This is a genomic window from Citrobacter sp. Cu096, assembly GCF_030332285.1.
Lineage (GTDB): Bacteria > Pseudomonadota > Gammaproteobacteria > Enterobacterales > Enterobacteriaceae > Citrobacter > Citrobacter meridianamericanus.
Genome location: NZ_JAOWID010000030.1, coordinates 244,177 through 261,928, shown reverse-complemented (window position 1 = coordinate 261,928; position 17,752 = coordinate 244,177). Strand labels below are relative to the sequence as shown.

Here is a 17,752-nt window from a genome sequence, read left to right as displayed (position 1 = left end):
CTACCTCCTGATTTGCTTTAATAACACACTTAATACTGATACAACGGCATCTTTATTTCTGGCATCTATCCAGAGTATTGGGGACAAAATATTTTCCTTTTGGATAGCCTCTTTTAATTTCGATAATGCCTCAAGATTCAGCAAATCACTTTTTACAACAGCAATAACTGTAGGAAGCATAATCCGCTCACAGTCAGAACTCGTAGCGGTTGTATAATAATGAATATCCTCAATAGCGAATTTATCAGTTGCATCTATCATTAAAATAAGACCAGAGCAACCTTGCTGTAGAATTTCCCATGAAAAGGAGAATCTGGATTGCCCAGGAACACCATATAAACGCAATCGGCACTGACCAGCACGATCTTCCACAAGTAGATCCCCATAATCCAGGCCCACTGTCGTTTCTTTTTTTTCGTCAGAGGCCATAAATGACATGGCCACATCCGTTGAAACGACATTAATCTGGCTTGCAGAATTTATGGCCGTTGTTTTTGCCGAACCACTACGGCCTATAAATAAAACTTTATAATCATCCATATCTTTTATATTCAGTATAGGGTACGTGAAGCGAGTATTAAATTGATTCTACAGAAGATTCAACATCCATAACCTTACGACGTGCTAATGCCAGGTTACTTTCGCGTTTGTCTAACACAAGATAAATAAATACAGATTCAACTTTCTGTAAAGGACGCAAAATGTGGTATTGTTTTTCCAGCGTAATAAGAATATCCTCAATCGTTTCATTCAAACCAAGGAGTTTGATTGTTTTGAGCTTCGCCTTCAACACATCGGTATTGCCTGCTGCTGCGATCTCAATATCAATACCTGTGCCCACATGACCTAAGATCATTCCATTACGCGTATCAACTACGGCAGCGCAAACTGCGCCATCAAGTTCCATTAGATTTTCAAGTGAATCACTTAACTTACTCATAAACAACTCCTACTTTGGTTTAACTACGCCTCAATAAGGCTTAGAAAATAATATCTAATACTAATCGATTACTAGATATGGATGATTTTGGTGAAATATAAGCCCTAACCTGTTTCACGACGCGCTTGGCATTAAATGTCAGATATAAGTCGTCACCGCGCTGCTGTATTGAAACATCATTTAATGACTTAGTGTATTTTTTAATATTACGAGTTAAATCGGCCATTTTTTTGTTTGTTCTTATATTTTTCAAAACAAACTCAACATGATTATCACGCCCACCAGTTACTTTCTCTCCCTTAATAAAGGAAGATGAAATAAACACCAGACGAACAAATTTACCATGTTCACCTATCACAATATTCTCCACCTGACCAGGGCCATCTGGTGATACGGCAACTTCTCGTGGAGCAATATTTTTATTTTCAGTTAGCGTCTTAGTGTTATCTTCGCTCGCATTCAACAAACTTGAATTATTCTTTTTTGGTTGTTCGATAACACCTTGAGCTGAAACTTTCACACCGACGTCTGGCGACTTGCGTTCAGGAATCGTAGTCATAATACCATCAAGATCGGCAATTAAGCGTTGAGATGAGCCCTCCAGATTATTTTGCCGGATTAGCATATCTGCTGTGCTATAGTCGTTAAGCTTAACAAGTGTAAAAATCAGATTATGAACAATTTTTGGCGAATTATAACCTCTGGAATATAGGGGCATTAAATAAGATCTCGCGAGATTGTAATCCTTTTCTACAATAGCGATCATTGCCAGGTTATTATTTACAATATCCTCAGCAACAAACAAATTTCTTGCTTTTTCAAAACTTTCCTTCGCGTTTTCTAAATCGCCTAAATGTGCAAGGATTACACCTTTGAGGTTATAAGCCTCTCCCATTTTAGGATTTATTTTTATCGCTTCATCTATTTGCCTTAATGCGATCTCATCATGGCCAAGAGTGCTATTATTTTGTGCCGACAATAGCAAAGACTCATCCGTAGGAGAAGAACTTACCAACTCTTTAAGACAATTCTGCGAGGATTCATAATCTTCAATTTTGTTATAAACTTCACAGAGTTTAAGTCGAACTTCAGGTGTGTCATTCTTGCTAAGCTGTTCGCGATAAAATGCGATAAGTCCTTTATAGTTATTAACTTTTGTTAAGATAAATTCTCGTTCTTTATTATCAAGGTTGGTTTGTGAACTACACCCTACAAGTAACAAAGAAATTACTAAAGCGCTTAACTTCCCCATATTGCCATCATCCTGATAAATCCGGGACCTGCTACGATCGCAAGTATCGGAAACATAATAAATAAAATCATCGGAGCCGCCATTTTAGCGGATAAACTAGCAACCTTTTCTTCAACGGATAAAAGCTGCATCTCTCGCATCTCCTTAGATAACTCAACAAGCACGGTACTGATTGATGCCCCATAAGTGATACTTTGTTGCAACGTGGTACAAAACATTCGTACCTCGGCGCTGGGAACTTCCTCATACAATTGGTCAAGCGCACTAACTATGCCACTCACCTCAATTTTAATAGCAGTTCTTTCTAATAAACTTGCGATATCGCTATTAATAAATTGGATGTTTTTCGAAATGTAAATTAAAGCATTCTCTATGGTCATTCCAGATTGAACACAGATAGACATAATATCTATAACATAAGGTAAATCGACATTTATTTTCTTTGTCTTTTTTTTCATTACATAATTCTTTATTCTTGGAGGAATAAGAATCACTAATACTAATGCCACACCAATAATTATAGCCTGTGTTTGTTTATCATATTTAAGTATACCAAGCGCACCGAGAATAAAAATAAGTAACGAAAAAGCAATCACTATACCGAATTTCAAAAAAATATTAGAATCTAAAAAATCAAAAAAAGTCACTGTCTTACTTGTTTTACGATAAATTTTTTCAATATTTGAAACTAATTCTTCATTTTTGGCGACGATATTACCCTGTCTTCCCAGTACAGAGGAAATTTTCTTTGTTTTTTTGTTTTTAGTCAACAAATACAAAAAAGCAAAAAATAAAGATACCACAAAAAAATACAGGACATATAAGGACATTTGTTATGTCTCCATAGTTTTAAACAGCTTTATTCATCATATTCCATATGATCGCAAGTCCAAGACAAACGCTTCCAACAGCATAATACAAAATATATTTCCCTGACTCATGATTTATTAATATATCAAAATTCTCAGGACTTAAAAAATTCAGGACAAAGATAAAACCGACAGGGATCATAGCCAATACTTTTACTGACATTCTGGCTTCAGACGTCATCGTCAGCTTCTTGCGGTCGGTAATTTTTGCATCCGATATCTGTTTAGCTAAACGAGTCATTACTTCCCTGACCTGGCCTCCCCCATTAATGTTTATCATTACAGCGAGAATGAAGAAATAATACTCACGATAGGGTAAACGTTCATATGAATCCATTAACACAGTATTGACATCCTCACCAATACTAAGTCTGCGAGATACAATCTTAAGCTCAGGGCCGACTACTTCACCACTTAACTTATTACCACACTGGGTAATCCCTACCACTATTGAATTTCCAGAGCTAATAGAGCTATTGATGATATTCAGCGCCTCCGAAAATTCAATTTCAAATAATGCCCTTTGTTTTTTTTGACTTGATTTGTAATGAACATAATTCAGCAGTATGAGTAAGAGTAAGGACGCGATGATGATATTAAACTTTAAATAAACAAAGTTAATATAAACACCTGCCAAAAACAACCCGATAAACAAGAAAGCATCTTTTGGCTTCATGTTACGGTACGTTGATTTTACGCTTCTGACGTCCCCCGTTATAGCTTGCTTTAAGCGTTCAAACAGCTGGCTATTCCAGCTATTTTTTTTGGTGGTAATATGGAAACGTTGTTGACCGCCATCCAGTTTTTTTACTTTTTTGTAATAAATGAGCACCGCCAGAAAATTCACAGTACCAAGAACTACAAGTATAATAAAAAAAAGTGTCATTGAATCTGACTCCCAAATAATTCGTTCAAGGCATCAGTCATACCATAGATAACACCCTGACGGTAAACGACAGATCGTTTCAAAAGACCATTAAACTTATAAACCCCCTGAATCCTACCGTTCGCATCTCTTTGAGATGAAGCTTCGAATGTGAATATATCCTGGATAATAATATTTTCCCCCTCCATCCCCATTACCTCAGATATATTCATAACCTTTCGCGAGCCATCCGGCATACGTGAAACCTGAATAATCAGATGTATCGCCGATGAAATATTTCTCCTGATAGCCATCAACGGCAAGGACGCACTTGCCATCATCACCATACTTTCCAGACGTGCTATGGCATCGCGCGGCGAGTTGGCGTGTAGAGTTGACATTGAACCATCGTGACCGGTGTTCATCGCCTGCAGCATCTCGAATGCCTCCTCACCACGACATTCGCCGACAATAATACGGTCGGGCCGCATACGGAGCGAGTTTATAACCAGTGAACGCATTGGGATCATCCCCTGCTGCTCCGCGCCGGCCATACGCGTTTCCATACGTACCACATGTGGTTTAATCAGACGGAGTTCAGCCGCATCTTCCAGAGTGATGATACGTTCTGTTTCACCAATATATTGCGATAATGCGTTCAGCAACGTTGTTTTTCCGGAACCGGTACCGCCGGATATAATAATATTGACTTTGCAACTGGCAGCAATAACCAGGAAGTTGGCCATCATTTCATCCATACTTCCATAGTTAATTAAGTCACCTAACGTTTTTTTGCCTTTACCAAATTTACGAATTGAAATCGATGTGCCATCAAGAGTAATTGGCGCAATAACAACGTTTAAACGACTACCATCAGGTAAACGGGCATCAACCAGTGGCTGCGAGTCATCAACGCGACGCCCAACCTTAGAAACCAGGCGCCGGGCAATCTCTGTCAACTGCTGGTTGCTGAGAAAAAACGTACCAACCTTTTCCAGTCGCCCGCTGCGTTCGACAAATATCTGTTCTGGTCCATTAACGAGAATATCGCTAACGGAATCATCTTCCATTAAATCTCGTAATGGTCCATAGCCAGAAATTTCATCAGCCACGAGTTTAATGAGTTCCAGCCGAAGTTGAGTAGATAAATATTGACCTATCTCAGCAGATACCCGCTGTAAAATATCACTTATCTCTGTTTCCAGTGCTGTTCTATCATCCTTTATCGCATCAATACGATCCAGGTCCAGTTTCTTAAGAATATTTTCCCTAAATATTCTTAATGATGATAGTTCATTAGGTCCCATTTAGCCTCTACAACCTCTATTTTTTACTAAATCGATTGATAATACTGGACAAATTAAATGTTTTTTTATTTTGTTTAATTTCTATTTTTTCACGTCCCAGGATCGCTGCCGATAATTGAAGCGCACGCTGCGAGAAAATATCATTCTCTTTCCGACTTTGATAATAGGGGAGTATTGTACAAATCTCTTTACCCAAATAATCCACAATATCTTCATTAGAGAATTTTTGCTTGTTATCAGCAACATTATACTCATTAATGCTAATGATGATTTTTCGTTTTATAACATCATTCTTTTGTCGCTCAAACCTTGCATACTCATCCAGAACTCTTTTGGCTGTTCTGAAAGATGAAAAATTTCGGCCAAGAACTAAAACGATAGTATTCGAATTTTTAAATATTAACTCTAAATTTTCTGCGGAAATTGCACAAGCGTTATGGTCAAACAAAGCGATATTAAAGTGATTGAATACTGGGTCGCTATAATTTAATGTCTCATTTACTGATTCCATTTTTATCGAGCGATTATCAGAGATTTTTTGCACTTTACTATCTGAAGCATCAATTTCATTACCTGAGATTAAGTCGAAATCTTTACTACCAGTAGCCCCCTGAATCAAAAGACAAGGCGCAGTTGTGAAATTATTCAGTGACATCAAAACTTCGTTGCTGATAGTAGAGGTACCGCATCCCCCTTTACATCCCAGAATACTTATACGTAGCGTCGACTTATCGGCGCTTTGTACCTGCGATTTTAAGATAACATTTGGTAATTCATTAACTTGCGTATTGATGTAAAGATATTTACTGCCACTTTTTTCTAAGGTTTTGGCAAATGCAATGGAATCAGTATTACCGATCAGTACATAATAAACATCATAAGGAACAATCAAAGACGTTACTTCATTAATCACATTAATGTCGTTTTCATCTTCAATATCCAGGATCATCCAACCTGCATCTTTGGTATCCTGATCGTCAAGATATTCATTAACTGCAACTTCCTTTTGCACAATGTTGCTTATATTGTGCATCATCAGCACATTTTTAACATCGAGCTGGATCTTTTGATTCCGTGAAACTAAAACCACCTTGCTTCTGTCAAGAACCACCCGATTACTGTCTTCTTTAGTTTCTGTATCCGTTGTTGTGCTAAACAGTCTCATATTAAATCCCCTTATTTAGCAAAGCCAACTTGATCAAGAAACTGAGCGGTATCCGTATTTAATCGATCGCTGCGCGTTTTTTCATCAACACCAGTGTTAAAGAACAATCTGGTTGATGACGTTTTATTAAACTTAGGTAACGCTATTTTTTCACCAGATGACATAGGCTTCACCAAATTAACCGTTGCAAATACGACTAATTCGGTCTTGCTGCGCTCACTTCCAGCACGACGACCTAATGCACCCAAAACCGGGATGTCACCAATGAAAGGAACTTTGGTTAAAGTTTCAAGATCGGATTCATTCAACAAACCACCAATTGCAAAACTATCCCCGTCACCTAATTCAATCGTTGAATTCGATTTACGCGTTTTCAGCGTTGGAATTTGGTAGGTATTGTAAGCATATGTACCCGTTACGCTACTAACTTCGTTAGAGATAAAAAGCTTAATTTTATTTTTTCTCTCAACCTTAGCAGCAATGTTAAGACGAATACCGTATTCTTTGTAAGTGACTGTTGTCGCATCACGATCCTGCATCAGGATCGGAATTTCCCCACCGACGAGAAAGTTAGCTGATTCTCCTGATAAAACAGTCAGGTTTGGTTGTGCAAGTACTCTGGCAATTTTATCATTATGCACTGCATTAATAAGAGTACTGATATTTCTGGCATCAAACCCGTTTTTGAAACCTAACAGATTGAACGTTCCTGCTGAGTTTGCCGTCGTCCCCCCGCCCATCATGCTGTCGAGAGTTAAACTACTCCATTCGATCCCCAAGTTATCGGTAAATTCTTTTGTCACCTCTACCACAGTCAATTTTACGTTGACCTGATTCGATGATGGCAGTTCGATACGATTAATAATATTGTCATAGGTTTTGTAGCTGGCAAAAGGAATCTTGTCACTTTTAACCATCATATTACTGCCACCAACACCGTTGCTACTGGTATCGTCTGCCTCAACTTTTTTCTCTTCTGCAGATGTCCCGACTAAACTTCCAACCAGTTGATATACACCATCTTTGATTTCTTCACTTGGTGCAGTACCTGATAAGATATAAGAAGCCTTGCCACCATTATCGTTAAAACGCTTAATGATAACATTACTACCCGGATATTCCTGTCTGATACGCTGGGAAAGCTCCGGTAATAATGGATCAACACCGAGACTGACGTTATAAATAACCTTCGAATTAGCGCCGTATACCGATATTTCAGCGGTACCTACCTTTTTACCATACAACACCACAGCCTTATTACTGATAACCTTATAGTCAGCAATCTCGGGCGATGAAATAAAAACAGTTTTAATAGGCTCACTGGTTTTAATCTGCTTTGACATGCCCGGCTTTATATACATTTGTTCTGCAAGGCTTATTGAACTTATAAAGACAGTTGAGAACAATACACTTACTTGCCATAAAAAAGTGGTCAGACGCATTAGATTATCCTTTTTCAATTTACAGAACTATCACATCGATTAAGCGCTTATCCGCGTAATTCAGTTACACCATCTCGGGCAGGACCATCGCTCAGGCCCGGTGCAGGATAATTGCCTTCAGGTAAGTAAGGAGCATCATCAGCCCAATTACTTTCTTGTAACAGCAACAAATTATCCAGTGTCAGTTCTTGTTGATCTTTATCACTCGCCGGGAATAAGACTAATTTAGTTCCTGTTTCTAACCCTTTCAGGATCTTCACATCATCGTTGTTCAGCTCAACGATTACCTGACTACCTTCGGCAATCGTATAAATGCCGTCTTTCTCTTTTCGTTTTGCTTTATTAATAGCAAGGACACGTTTATTAGAAATAACTTTTTTTAAGCTACGACCAGTAACGGACGTGGGAGGTGAAACGATACTTTCCTTCATATCCCGACTAATTTCTCGACCATATATCAAATAGATATCTACGCCAGTTCCGGTTTTCACATTGTCGAGAAGATAATTTTCATTACTCTGTAAGGTAAATGTATAGACAACATTTCCAGGCAACAAGAAAAGCTCAAAGTATTCTGTCGTACCGGGTTTGGCAACATCATTAAGCGTAATCATCGTATCTTTACTGAGATCCGACTTCAACGCCCAACCAGTGATATTTTCCAGTCCTTCGATCGCTTTTTTCTCTGCAGCGGTGACTTCGCTTTCCTTTTTCCTTATCGCGTTAATGCGATAATCGTCAGTGGTTAAAATTTTACCACGAGTTAAATCTTTAATAACCTCGACGCGTTTAACTTCAATCGTTGGCTCTTCTGGCTTAGCTTGAGTTAATGGCTGGACCTCCGTGTCCGGCGCATTATTACTGAAAATAAAAATACCGACAATACCGACTAAAATCATCAAAATATAGATAATGACGAGTTTCCGCTTCATTCTAATCCCTTAATACTTAAATAATTAAAACCTTTCTAAAAAAGAAAGTTTAGTCAAATATTCTCAGTGTTCTTAAAATCTACTTATGCAAAAATTTTACGGAGTTGCTCCGCCACCATTTATCATCGATGTAATTTTTGTCTGAAGTGTAGTAAACGTAGTGTTTAACATCTCCCGCACAGGTCCACTTGAACCGAAGATAAACAGGACCACTGCAGCTACACCTGCCACCACAATTGCATACTCAACAGCGGTTACGCCTTCTTCTTTTTTGAAAAAGTCTTTTACGCTATTTTTTATGTATACTTCGGCACCACAATATGCCTTAAGTAAGGTATTATTTAACATATTTTTCTTCCTTTGAAAGAAATTTAAAAAACCAGTAAGAGCTTGCCCTTCTGACGTTTACTGTAATCAGTCTCAGGCAACTGAGACTCTTTCCTACATTACCGCTTTCCCCTACAACCTTTTTTTAACAACGAAGCGATTTGCCATCTGCTTTTGATTGATATTGGGTTAAGAAGTATCCTTTGCTCACTATTGCCGTGTAAGTTACCTGCTGAATTTTTATAACATTTTTTCTTTTCATAGCTACCGCACGGATTTTGTATTTCACAGAATCCAATAACTTACTTTCTGAATAAAAGGTACAATCGCCCCTGGCAAAAATGCCTTTTAAATACACTTAATAACTGAGGCTAAATAAAAATTTAACTTTACTAACAGTTTTAATACAGCCATCCCTATCAAATTAATGACTTCTGTCCTGTTATCCCGAACTGCATTCGAGTTCATCCTGTACATACGGGTAAATTCGTAACACAATCTGGTTTACGTCCTGCAGCCTGCGGTATTTCACCGACAAATGACTCTGAGATACACCGTTGCGTTCACATGCTTCCCGCCGCGACAGCCCATTAACCAGTACTTCTTCCAGCGCCAGCACCATTCGTGGATTACTGATGCTGCACAACACCATCAGCAATCGCAAATGACGAATATCCACCATCCCTGGTTGTAAATTACCTGGAATGGAATAACGCCTCTGATAATATTCATTACGCATCAGCATCCCCATAATCTTCTAACCCTGCTTCCCATTCTTTGATGAATTACTGGTGACTACGCGACAACTCTCATCTGGCATGTCATCGGGCGGTCTGAAGGTACCGGCCCCTCTTTCAAAGATAATGAGGCGATAAAGTCCCGCGGATGACCGGAAATTCTCAGTTCTTGTATAATCCGACTGCGATAGTGATATACCAATTTGTCGCTGCGGTTCAGACGCTTCCCCACCTCTTGTGCGGAGATCCCTCGTGACAACCATTCAGTTGCAACCTGCGCGCAGAGCCCTGAACCAATTCTTTCTGTCAGACGCCCGCACAACCATCGTTCCACGTGATTAAGGAGTATTGCATCACTCATTCGTCCCGGACATTCTGTCGAACAGGCCGCGGAGCTATATGTGCCCGCAAATTGCAGATCTGTCATGCAAGAACCGATCAACGCCCCCGGATATCCCGCCAATAGGCTGTCGTATTCACGTAGCCAAATATTGCCAAACCAAGAGGCTACCGCCCGGTCAGAGAATAATATTCGTGACTGTGTGATAACCACCGGCAATGCCGGATGCAAGCGACGAATATGGCATAGCAGACCGACATAATCCCTGGCAGGGATATCCAGAACAATAATATCGGGAACTTCAGTGCTTTTCGTACTTAAACGAGAAAATAAAGTTCTAAGATCTCCTGTAGTCTCTACATAAATTTCTTTTCCGCAAGCAGAATGCCCGCACAAATATTTCAATGCGATTGTTTTTGCCCACTCCGTGGAATAAACAATTGCACGTTGCAGAGCTTTTGATGTTTTCTCAGCACACATCCCAGGCAACCTCCTGTTGTCATGTACAAAAATACTGACAGGCCAGTTCTTTGTTACAAATATTCTTAAACAAATACTTAATGGGTAAAAATCAATAAAATCGATCGATAAGATCTTGAAAACTAATCAATACTACAAAACATTAGTCATACACTCAAATACAAAACTTTAAATAATTGATGTTTCTATTTTTTTGTTTTTTGTCAAAAGCCATACAATTCATGTAATTAAGAATAATAATTACAATTTTTATATAATTTATATAAAATAAATAAAAAACCATTATTACAGCAAGTTAAATTATGTACTTCCCCTTCCTGTAAATCGAAGCTTAAGATATTACGCTTAGGATTAATTAATCAAACTTATGTATTAGCAATCGCATACATTTCGTTAATGTCTTAACTTTGACTTTTTTCAGACAATTTCAAACAGCATGGCCGTTCAATGAAGTGAGATTTCATCCAGGTCATCCGATGAGATACTTAAAATTAAGGAAAAAATTGTTACAAGCTAGAGAAAATTGCAGAGATCCCTGCAAGGTTTGAGTTGATAGCGGACTCAGTACACTATAGATGTCGCCTGTTCGCACACCTCGACTCTTACATAGCGTGTAGCCAACCAACATCAGAGTGGGACGGTTTGATGAATTACGACATCGCCTATTACTATGTCCAAAAAGTAAAACGGTGCGTCATCGCAGGGTTAGCAGTAGTGCGTAGATCCAGTAAAGCAAGGCAATTTTGCCCTCAGATCACAATGACACTCATAGCCTGCATACATTAATATCATTATTTATCATATATTTAATATGCTTTTGAGATGAGCCATAACTTTTAATGTCTATACCTAAGTACTCTGCAGCCCCCCTGGAAAGGGTCTGTCAGACAAGTCGCTCATGTTCATTCATTAATTAGCCAGGCGATAAAACGGCACGTTTCTCACGGTTGCAGTCAGGTTATCGGACACACTCTTCTGTCCTGTAGCTATCCGCATCCCTGCTTTTCTTAGCCTCAGTACATCAGCAGCAATACGTTGGCTGCCAAACCAGAAGAGTCCATCCAGAGCAGTGACATCAAGACCCGATTCCAGCGCCAGCTTCAGACGTTCACGCGGTGCTTTCACTACTTTAGCAATCTGCTGATACGGCGCTTCGTTTAAGCCTGTGGGATCAATGCGCCGGATACGATGCGAGAGACGGTATTGGAATTCATCCGGTATTCCGCCAAGGCTCGCTTTCAGACTGTATACGCAGCCAAAGCGTTTGCCGTTAAAGAGGACGTTTTTCTGGCTAAGCTGTAGCTCATCACGCACGCTGGCGATCAGTTGCGGGGTGCGGAGTAGCAACAAGCGAAAGGGCAGCTCAAAGCTGGTCACATAGTCCACATTCAATAAAGCAATACGCAGACGCTCTTCCGAACCTGCCTTCATTTCCCGACATTCAGCAATAACATCAGCCCACTGACCGGTAAGACGAGAACTCTCAGCAGCCTCAGTAAAGCTGTACTTTTCAGTCTGATAATCAATACGTTCGGTCACACGGAATTCCTTTCTGGTCAAATATCGGTAAGGGTTGCTCACTTTACCAGCGACAGAATGCAACCGGAAGCCTGCTGGTAGAAGTCACCAGAGTGCCCGGCATCCGCAGTGACTTCAACCGTGACAACATAATGAATATTGATTGAACTCATATACTTAAAGGCTGCCACACTGGTAATCTCGCAAGATTCATTGTTTCATCGATTTATCACCAACGATGCCAGTACGGTTCACTATTTTGCCAATGATAAAGCGACCCTGAGCCGTAACAAGGCTGAACTTGCAGGTAAACCTGATTTTCGTATTCAGGAACAGTGGCAGGTCAGCATCAAAACCGGCCAGAAAGTCACCGTAACCATCAGACTTTCCCACTCTTTTCAGATTAGTGTGCTATCGATCTTGAAGCGCCAGCTTTTACTCAGCACCGCGAAGATAAAGAAACTGATAGATGAAGGCCATATTAGTGGTATTACGATGAAAGAACTCAAATCCCGAAAACGAATGACAGGATATTTGGATTTTCAGCTGTAAGCAGTCACATTATATGCTCGGCGAAAAGTTGTTCTGGGCCAACGTTAACAGTATGAAGCTCACAATAAGATTGTGAGATTTAACCGGCCCGGGATGTTGTCTGGGTCGGTTAAACGGTGTCATGTCAAACCACAAAACGGTTAACTAAATCCTTCATAGTCACCGACAGATTGTCCAGGCGCTGGCTGTCGCTCGCGGCCTGAGAAACCAACGCCGCGTTTTGCTGCGTGACCTGCTCCATAGGCCGTAATGCCAGGTTTATCTGGGATACTCCTTGCGACTGTTCCGTCGCCACGCGAGCAATATCCGCAATATATTGCTTCATACTGGTGGTATTGTCTGCCGCAGCTTCCAGCGCGGTAGCTGATGCCGTAACCCGCTCAACGCCCTCACTGATTTTGACCATATTTTGCGCAACGAGCTCGCGGATCTGGTTAGCTTCTTTGGCGCAACGCTGCGAAAGATTCCGCACCTCACTGGCCACGACCGCAAATCCCCTCCCCATCTCTCCTGCGCGAGCAGCTTCCACTGCGGCATTCAGCGCCAGCAAGTTAGTCTGAAACGAAATATCGTCAATTGACGTCACAATATTCGAGATTTTCTCACTGGAAGCGCGAATATCTCCCATACTTTGATTTGCCGCGCTGGCGACGTAACTGGCCTGCCGAACCTCTTTTTCCAACCTGACTGTCAGATGCTCTGCGTCCCGGGCATTATCCGCCGTTTGCGTTATCGAGGTAGATAGTTGTTCCATGCTGGCTACAGCCTGTACGATTGATGCAGCCTGTTCATCTGTACGTTGGGCAAGATCCTGATTACCCGCCGTAATACTGCTGCTGGCATCAGACAAAACTACGGAGCCTTGTTTAATCTCCTGGACTATATGCTGAATACTTTCCAGCATCGTGTTGTAGGCGCGATTAAGTGACGAAAGCTCATCTTTCCCCGGGGTCGACAGTCGTTGAGTCAGATCGCCGTTCATGCCCGCAATCTTGCGTAGCGTTTCACTGAATTGACGATGCATATTGATTGCGATTGCCCCAGCGAACGTCAGTGATGCCAGTAATGCTAACATGCTGACAACCATATACGTTTGCCAGTTTTTTCGTGCGTCCTGTGCAAGTTTTTCCGCATTCGCCAACAGAAGATTCGCCGTGACATTTTCTATCTGCCGCATCACTTCAATACGCTGGGTTTGTACCTTAAACCAGACGGTAGGATCGACATCAAATCCACCATTCACTGCATGGTTAAACGCGATTTCGCGCAATGAGAGCGCTTTTGACGCTTCTGGTGACTGCAGGCGGCTTTGCAACATGGCCGCCTGTTCAGGTGTGCTCAGGCGTAACGATTGTGCCAACCAGACATTCTGTTTACTGACGACATCACTGAGTTGATGTAACTGCCCTACGGCAAAATGACCGGAAGAAAAGATATTTGACAACAACGCGCGTTCAATACCTGCTTGTTCTTTTAAATTCAGCAAGTTGTAGTAGGCGGCAAATGCGTTCGCCATCTCGCCTGAATCCGTCAACTGCCCCAGTCGGCCCACAAAACTCAACACATCAGCAATGACATTAGTATAAAACGTAACCACATCGGATGCCGGAAGACCTAATTGCGTGACGTTTTCCCGGATGGTGGCTAGGGATAGAATGTTTTTCTTAAACGTGGCAACAGAAGCAGCGACATCCCCTTCAGGCAAAGCAGTATCGGACAGTGTACGCACAAAGACCTCGATCTCGCGATCGGTTAAAGCCCGCTGTACGTTTAATTCATCTTTAAACGTCTTCCCTTTAGCCCCCAGAAATCCGACGCTCATTCCGCGTTCTTTTTGCAATTCATGCACCACATTTCCAGCACTTCGTGCAAGCGCTGTTAGCTGGGCAATATTCTCCATCTGTCGTTCTGTTTCTATACGCGCCAATATTCCCGAACCTGCAAACCAACATAACGCCAATAACAGTGGTTGTAGCGCGATAATTAACTTCATTTTCATCGGCATTCGATAAACCCACCACATGTCACATCCCTCCATTAACCATATTTTCATCATGGTTATCGGCATCAAACAGCCTCTCTTTAAAATCCCCTATGAGGCAAGTGATTGTTTTTAGGCCTAATATTCACCAGCATACCTCTATTGGACTATATTGATCAGAATTAATGTTTGATTTATGTGGATGATGCAAAATTATATATCAGCATTGAGAGTAATATAGATTATTATTTTATTCTTGTTGCGCGGTTATCCGTTCGATACAGGCACAGACATCCGGTTTATCTCGTGTTCCCTTAACCAATGATCAAAAGAGCAGTAATTTAATTGATGCAATACACAATACACTTTGCAAAGTGCTATTATCATTCTGCATTAAGATTATTATATTAAATATTCAACAAGAGAAAAATACATTCAAATCAACTAATTATTAGCATAATGAATTACTATTGGCAAATCCGAACAACATTTATATTGAATTAAAAAATAAGTTATCTAACATAATTATTGCTTATCACTAATCTATAAGAGAATAAACTTATGAAAAAACTCAGTATTATTGCACTGTTAGGTTCAGCATTAGCATTTTCAGCATATGCCGCTGAACAAATCTCACCAGAGCAAGCCAGCAAATATACAAAAATAGGAGAACTTAGCGTAACTGAAGACGGCTTTACAATGACAGATGACGGGCTCAGCAAAAAGGTGGATGAAAAGGGTGGCAAATACTATGTAATTACCTCAATTGAAGGGCAATCGGAACACAAAACGATCAATGCTGATATTTATAAATAAACCATAATAGAAATAAGTCATTACCAATCTGCACCGCCATGATTACTTGACCCTCCCTAAACAGGAGAGTCAAGTAATTGCATGTAATTATTGTTTTTCGTTGAATTTATTTAAGGAGATAATATGCCCAGAATTTATATCTCTGGAAAACTGACGTATATCGCCTTCTGCGCGATGACACTCTTGCTATCAGGCTGTACCTCCATTCCTTCATCAATTAAAGGTAATGGCCAACCAGACCTGCAGAAAGATTTTCTAAAACTGAAGCAAACTCCCAATCTCTATGTAGGACAGCAAGCGCGACTGGGTGGACTGGTTATCAATGTCGTTAACCAACCGCATGAAACGTTGCTCGAAATAGCGGTACTACCGCTTAATTATAATGCGAAACCAGAAATCGGGACACCATATCAAGGACGATTATTAGCCCGGAGTTCAACTTTTCTCGACCCTGTTAATTTCCGCAATCACTATGTTACCGTTTTGGGTAACCTGACCGGGAGCCGTTCTGGTCGGGTCGGTAATTCCAGTTACCCATTTGTTACAATGAATATTCTTGGGTATCAGGTATGGCAGGAAGAAACACGTATTATGCCAGCACCGGGTTTTGATTACGGTATTGGACCCGTTTGGCCTGCCGACTGGAATGGTATGATGTATCCTGGCTGGGGATGGTACGATCCGCCGCTGCAAGTGGAAAAGACGCTATCTCCTTAAGTTTCGGTACCTCCCCCTTCATAACCTCGTCTCCATTCAATGCCTGGATGGCCCACGTTTCCGGGCATTATCAGTAATCATCCATTAATTATCTTGTTAAAGATGAATAAAAAAAGCTGGCGAATCCATCGCCAGCAAAAGTCTGTAAAGGAGTCTCGAGTTTGTCACCAATACAAGTGACATAGTAATCCTAATACTCTGGCAGATACACAACAAGTTACTCTTATATAAATTAATCCTGGATAAGATAAAACATAATATCTCATAGTAATACCTAAGGAGTATTTGTAACACCAGGATTATTCTCATACTAAAAACAAAAAACTATATATTTTTCAGGATTAAGAATTTTACTTAGGATTATTATATAGGTACATCTCTGGATAAATCATAAAAATAGATTATGTTTATATTATTATCTAAGCATAACACGGGATAATTACCCCTACACATCAAACTCGATCACCAATGTTAAAACTCTGTTTTCTACAAACATTATAACTAGACATCTGCACCAAAGGAGCATTTTTATGATTTTCATTATCACAAAGGATTTTTTCCTTTTCCAGGGTGTTTTTAACCTACAGGAAAAGGAAAAAACCATCAAAATCAATCAACTTTCAGACATTAACTTTAATGATCTGGATCACGATGTAAAAATCATTATTGACACTTATCATAATAATATTATTGATGAAACTACGGTCAAGCTACTCAATGACATCAATGTTGAAAGGATCATCATCCTGGCTCCCTTTCACATTAGCAAATTAAAAAGCCAGTCGCCTTTACTGTTCGTAAGCAGAAAAGAGCAGATATTAAATTTACTCTCCCTCATCATAGATGAAAAAATTTCATATCAAAAACCTAACGTGGCACTCTCGCACAACCAACTTAAACTTGTCAACTCCATAATTAACCAACATAACATACATGAAATCACTCAGTCCCTGAACATTTCAGAGCAAACAATGCGCATTCAAAAATTTAATATCATGCTCAAGCTAAAACTTAGAAGAATAAGCGATCTTGTTACCCTGAAGATATCACCTTATTTTTAGCATACAAGTGATTGACATTCAAAAACATCCATTAGAAAAGAAGGTTTTATGCTCGCATCTTTAATTGCCATTATGGTTGGTGGTGGTGTCGGTAGTGCTTTACGTTGGGGCATTTCCCAGCGATTGAATGCACTATTCCCTTTATTACCCCCCGGAACGCTCGTTTCAAATATAATTGCCGGATTTATTATTGGATTTGCTACAGTTTTTTTTACCCGACTAACATCATTTTCTCCGGCAGTGAAGCTGATGGTCACCACAGGGCTATGTGGTGGTTTATCGACATTCTCTACTTTTTCAGAGGAGGTATTTTCGCATTTGCAAAATGAAGATTACATTTGGGCCGGTACTGAAATTGCGGTTCACGTGCTGTTCTCCTTACTCGCCGTGTATACCGGCTTCTTAATTGCGTCATTTATTACCTATTGGTACCGATGAACCGTAAACCTTC

19 protein-coding genes are annotated in these 17,752 nt (G+C 40.2%); 5 read left to right on the top strand and 14 right to left on the bottom strand.

The features are described from left to right. The 13 genes from OGX99_RS15585 to OGX99_RS15525 all read right to left on the bottom strand — a co-directional run bounded on the left by OGX99_RS15585 (window position 1) and on the right by OGX99_RS15525 (window position 12,195). Window positions 1–540, bottom strand: a complete 540-nt coding sequence (locus OGX99_RS15585) for a GTP-binding protein (protein ID WP_151224782.1) — start codon at window positions 538–540, stop codon at window positions 1–3. Between the two features lie 37 nt (window positions 541–577). Then, window positions 578–940: a hypothetical protein gene (locus tag OGX99_RS15580; RefSeq protein WP_151217495.1), complete on the bottom strand. Its 363-nt coding sequence runs from the start codon at window positions 938–940 to the stop codon at window positions 578–580. A 40-nt stretch (window positions 941–980) separates the two neighbouring features. Next, entirely contained in the window at window positions 981–2,192 is a 1,212-nt protein-coding gene (locus OGX99_RS15575) for a tetratricopeptide repeat protein (RefSeq protein WP_286544158.1), read from the bottom strand. Further along, a complete protein-coding gene (locus tag OGX99_RS15570; protein WP_210904520.1) occupies window positions 2,180–3,022 on the bottom strand; it encodes a type II secretion system F family protein in 843 nt (280 codons plus the stop codon). Before OGX99_RS15570 ends, OGX99_RS15575 begins: the two co-directional genes overlap by 13 nt. 19 nt (window positions 3,023–3,041) lie before the next feature. After that, window positions 3,042–3,947, bottom strand: coding sequence for a type II secretion system F family protein (locus OGX99_RS15565; RefSeq protein ID WP_187253485.1), 906 nt, complete (start codon window positions 3,945–3,947; stop codon window positions 3,042–3,044). Then, the gene (locus OGX99_RS15560; RefSeq protein WP_151224787.1) at window positions 3,944–5,233 is read right to left on the bottom strand and encodes a TadA family conjugal transfer-associated ATPase; all 1,290 of its coding nucleotides are present in this window, start codon (window positions 5,231–5,233) and stop codon (window positions 3,944–3,946) included. The genes OGX99_RS15565 and OGX99_RS15560 overlap by 4 nt, the downstream gene beginning before the upstream one ends. A 16-nt stretch (window positions 5,234–5,249) precedes the next feature. Continuing rightward, window positions 5,250–6,398: a CpaE/TadZ family protein gene (locus OGX99_RS15555; protein ID WP_151224788.1), complete on the bottom strand. Its 1,149-nt coding sequence runs from the start codon at window positions 6,396–6,398 to the stop codon at window positions 5,250–5,252. Between the two features lie 11 nt (window positions 6,399–6,409). After that, the gene (locus tag OGX99_RS15550) at window positions 6,410–7,840 is read right to left on the bottom strand and encodes a type II and III secretion system protein family protein (protein ID WP_187253488.1); all 1,431 of its coding nucleotides are present in this window, start codon (window positions 7,838–7,840) and stop codon (window positions 6,410–6,412) included. A gap of 47 nt (window positions 7,841–7,887) precedes the next feature. Continuing rightward, window positions 7,888–8,772, bottom strand: coding sequence for a hypothetical protein (locus tag OGX99_RS15545; RefSeq protein ID WP_210904516.1), 885 nt, complete (start codon window positions 8,770–8,772; stop codon window positions 7,888–7,890). A gap of 96 nt (window positions 8,773–8,868) precedes the next feature. Beyond that, complete coding sequence (locus tag OGX99_RS15540; RefSeq protein WP_151217512.1) at window positions 8,869–9,120, bottom strand: Flp family type IVb pilin; 252 nt, start codon at window positions 9,118–9,120, stop codon at window positions 8,869–8,871. Between the two features lie 421 nt (window positions 9,121–9,541). Next, a complete protein-coding gene (locus OGX99_RS15535; protein WP_187253491.1) occupies window positions 9,542–9,838 on the bottom strand; it encodes a PapB/FocB family fimbrial expression transcriptional regulator in 297 nt (98 codons plus the stop codon). A gap of 56 nt (window positions 9,839–9,894) precedes the next feature. Continuing rightward, window positions 9,895–10,656, bottom strand: coding sequence for a response regulator (locus OGX99_RS15530; RefSeq protein ID WP_151217515.1), 762 nt, complete (start codon window positions 10,654–10,656; stop codon window positions 9,895–9,897). 909 nt (window positions 10,657–11,565) lie between these two features. Continuing rightward, window positions 11,566–12,195, bottom strand: coding sequence for an ECs1377 family protein (locus OGX99_RS15525; protein ID WP_286544153.1), 630 nt, complete (start codon window positions 12,193–12,195; stop codon window positions 11,566–11,568). Between the two features lie 138 nt (window positions 12,196–12,333). Here OGX99_RS15525 and OGX99_RS15520 point away from each other — a divergent pair, with 138 nt between their 5' ends. After that, complete coding sequence (locus tag OGX99_RS15520; RefSeq protein ID WP_286544150.1) at window positions 12,334–12,726, top strand: DUF1062 domain-containing protein; 393 nt, start codon at window positions 12,334–12,336, stop codon at window positions 12,724–12,726. Window positions 12,727–12,850: 124 nt separating this feature from the next. Here the strand turns inward: OGX99_RS15520 and OGX99_RS15515 are convergent, their stop codons facing one another. Then, window positions 12,851–14,749 (bottom strand): methyl-accepting chemotaxis protein, encoded by a 1,899-nt coding sequence (locus tag OGX99_RS15515; protein ID WP_286544147.1) that lies wholly within the window; start codon window positions 14,747–14,749, stop codon window positions 12,851–12,853. A 519-nt stretch (window positions 14,750–15,268) separates the two neighbouring features. Here OGX99_RS15515 and OGX99_RS15510 point away from each other — a divergent pair. The 4 genes from OGX99_RS15510 to crcB all read left to right on the top strand — a co-directional run bounded on the left by OGX99_RS15510 (window position 15,269) and on the right by crcB (window position 17,739). Continuing rightward, complete coding sequence (locus tag OGX99_RS15510) at window positions 15,269–15,523, top strand: YdgH/BhsA/McbA family protein (protein WP_151217521.1); 255 nt, start codon at window positions 15,269–15,271, stop codon at window positions 15,521–15,523. A gap of 123 nt (window positions 15,524–15,646) precedes the next feature. Continuing rightward, window positions 15,647–16,240 carry a Slp family lipoprotein gene (locus tag OGX99_RS15505; protein ID WP_151217523.1) on the top strand — a complete coding sequence of 198 codons (594 nt, stop codon included), beginning with the start codon at window positions 15,647–15,649 and terminating at the stop codon, window positions 16,238–16,240. 530 nt (window positions 16,241–16,770) lie between these two features. Further along, complete coding sequence (locus OGX99_RS15500; RefSeq protein WP_187253495.1) at window positions 16,771–17,301, top strand: helix-turn-helix transcriptional regulator; 531 nt, start codon at window positions 16,771–16,773, stop codon at window positions 17,299–17,301. 48 nt (window positions 17,302–17,349) lie between these two features. Next, a complete protein-coding gene (gene crcB, locus OGX99_RS15495) occupies window positions 17,350–17,739 on the top strand; it encodes a fluoride efflux transporter CrcB (protein WP_088903225.1) in 390 nt (129 codons plus the stop codon). Window positions 17,740–17,752: the final 13 nt, after the last annotated feature.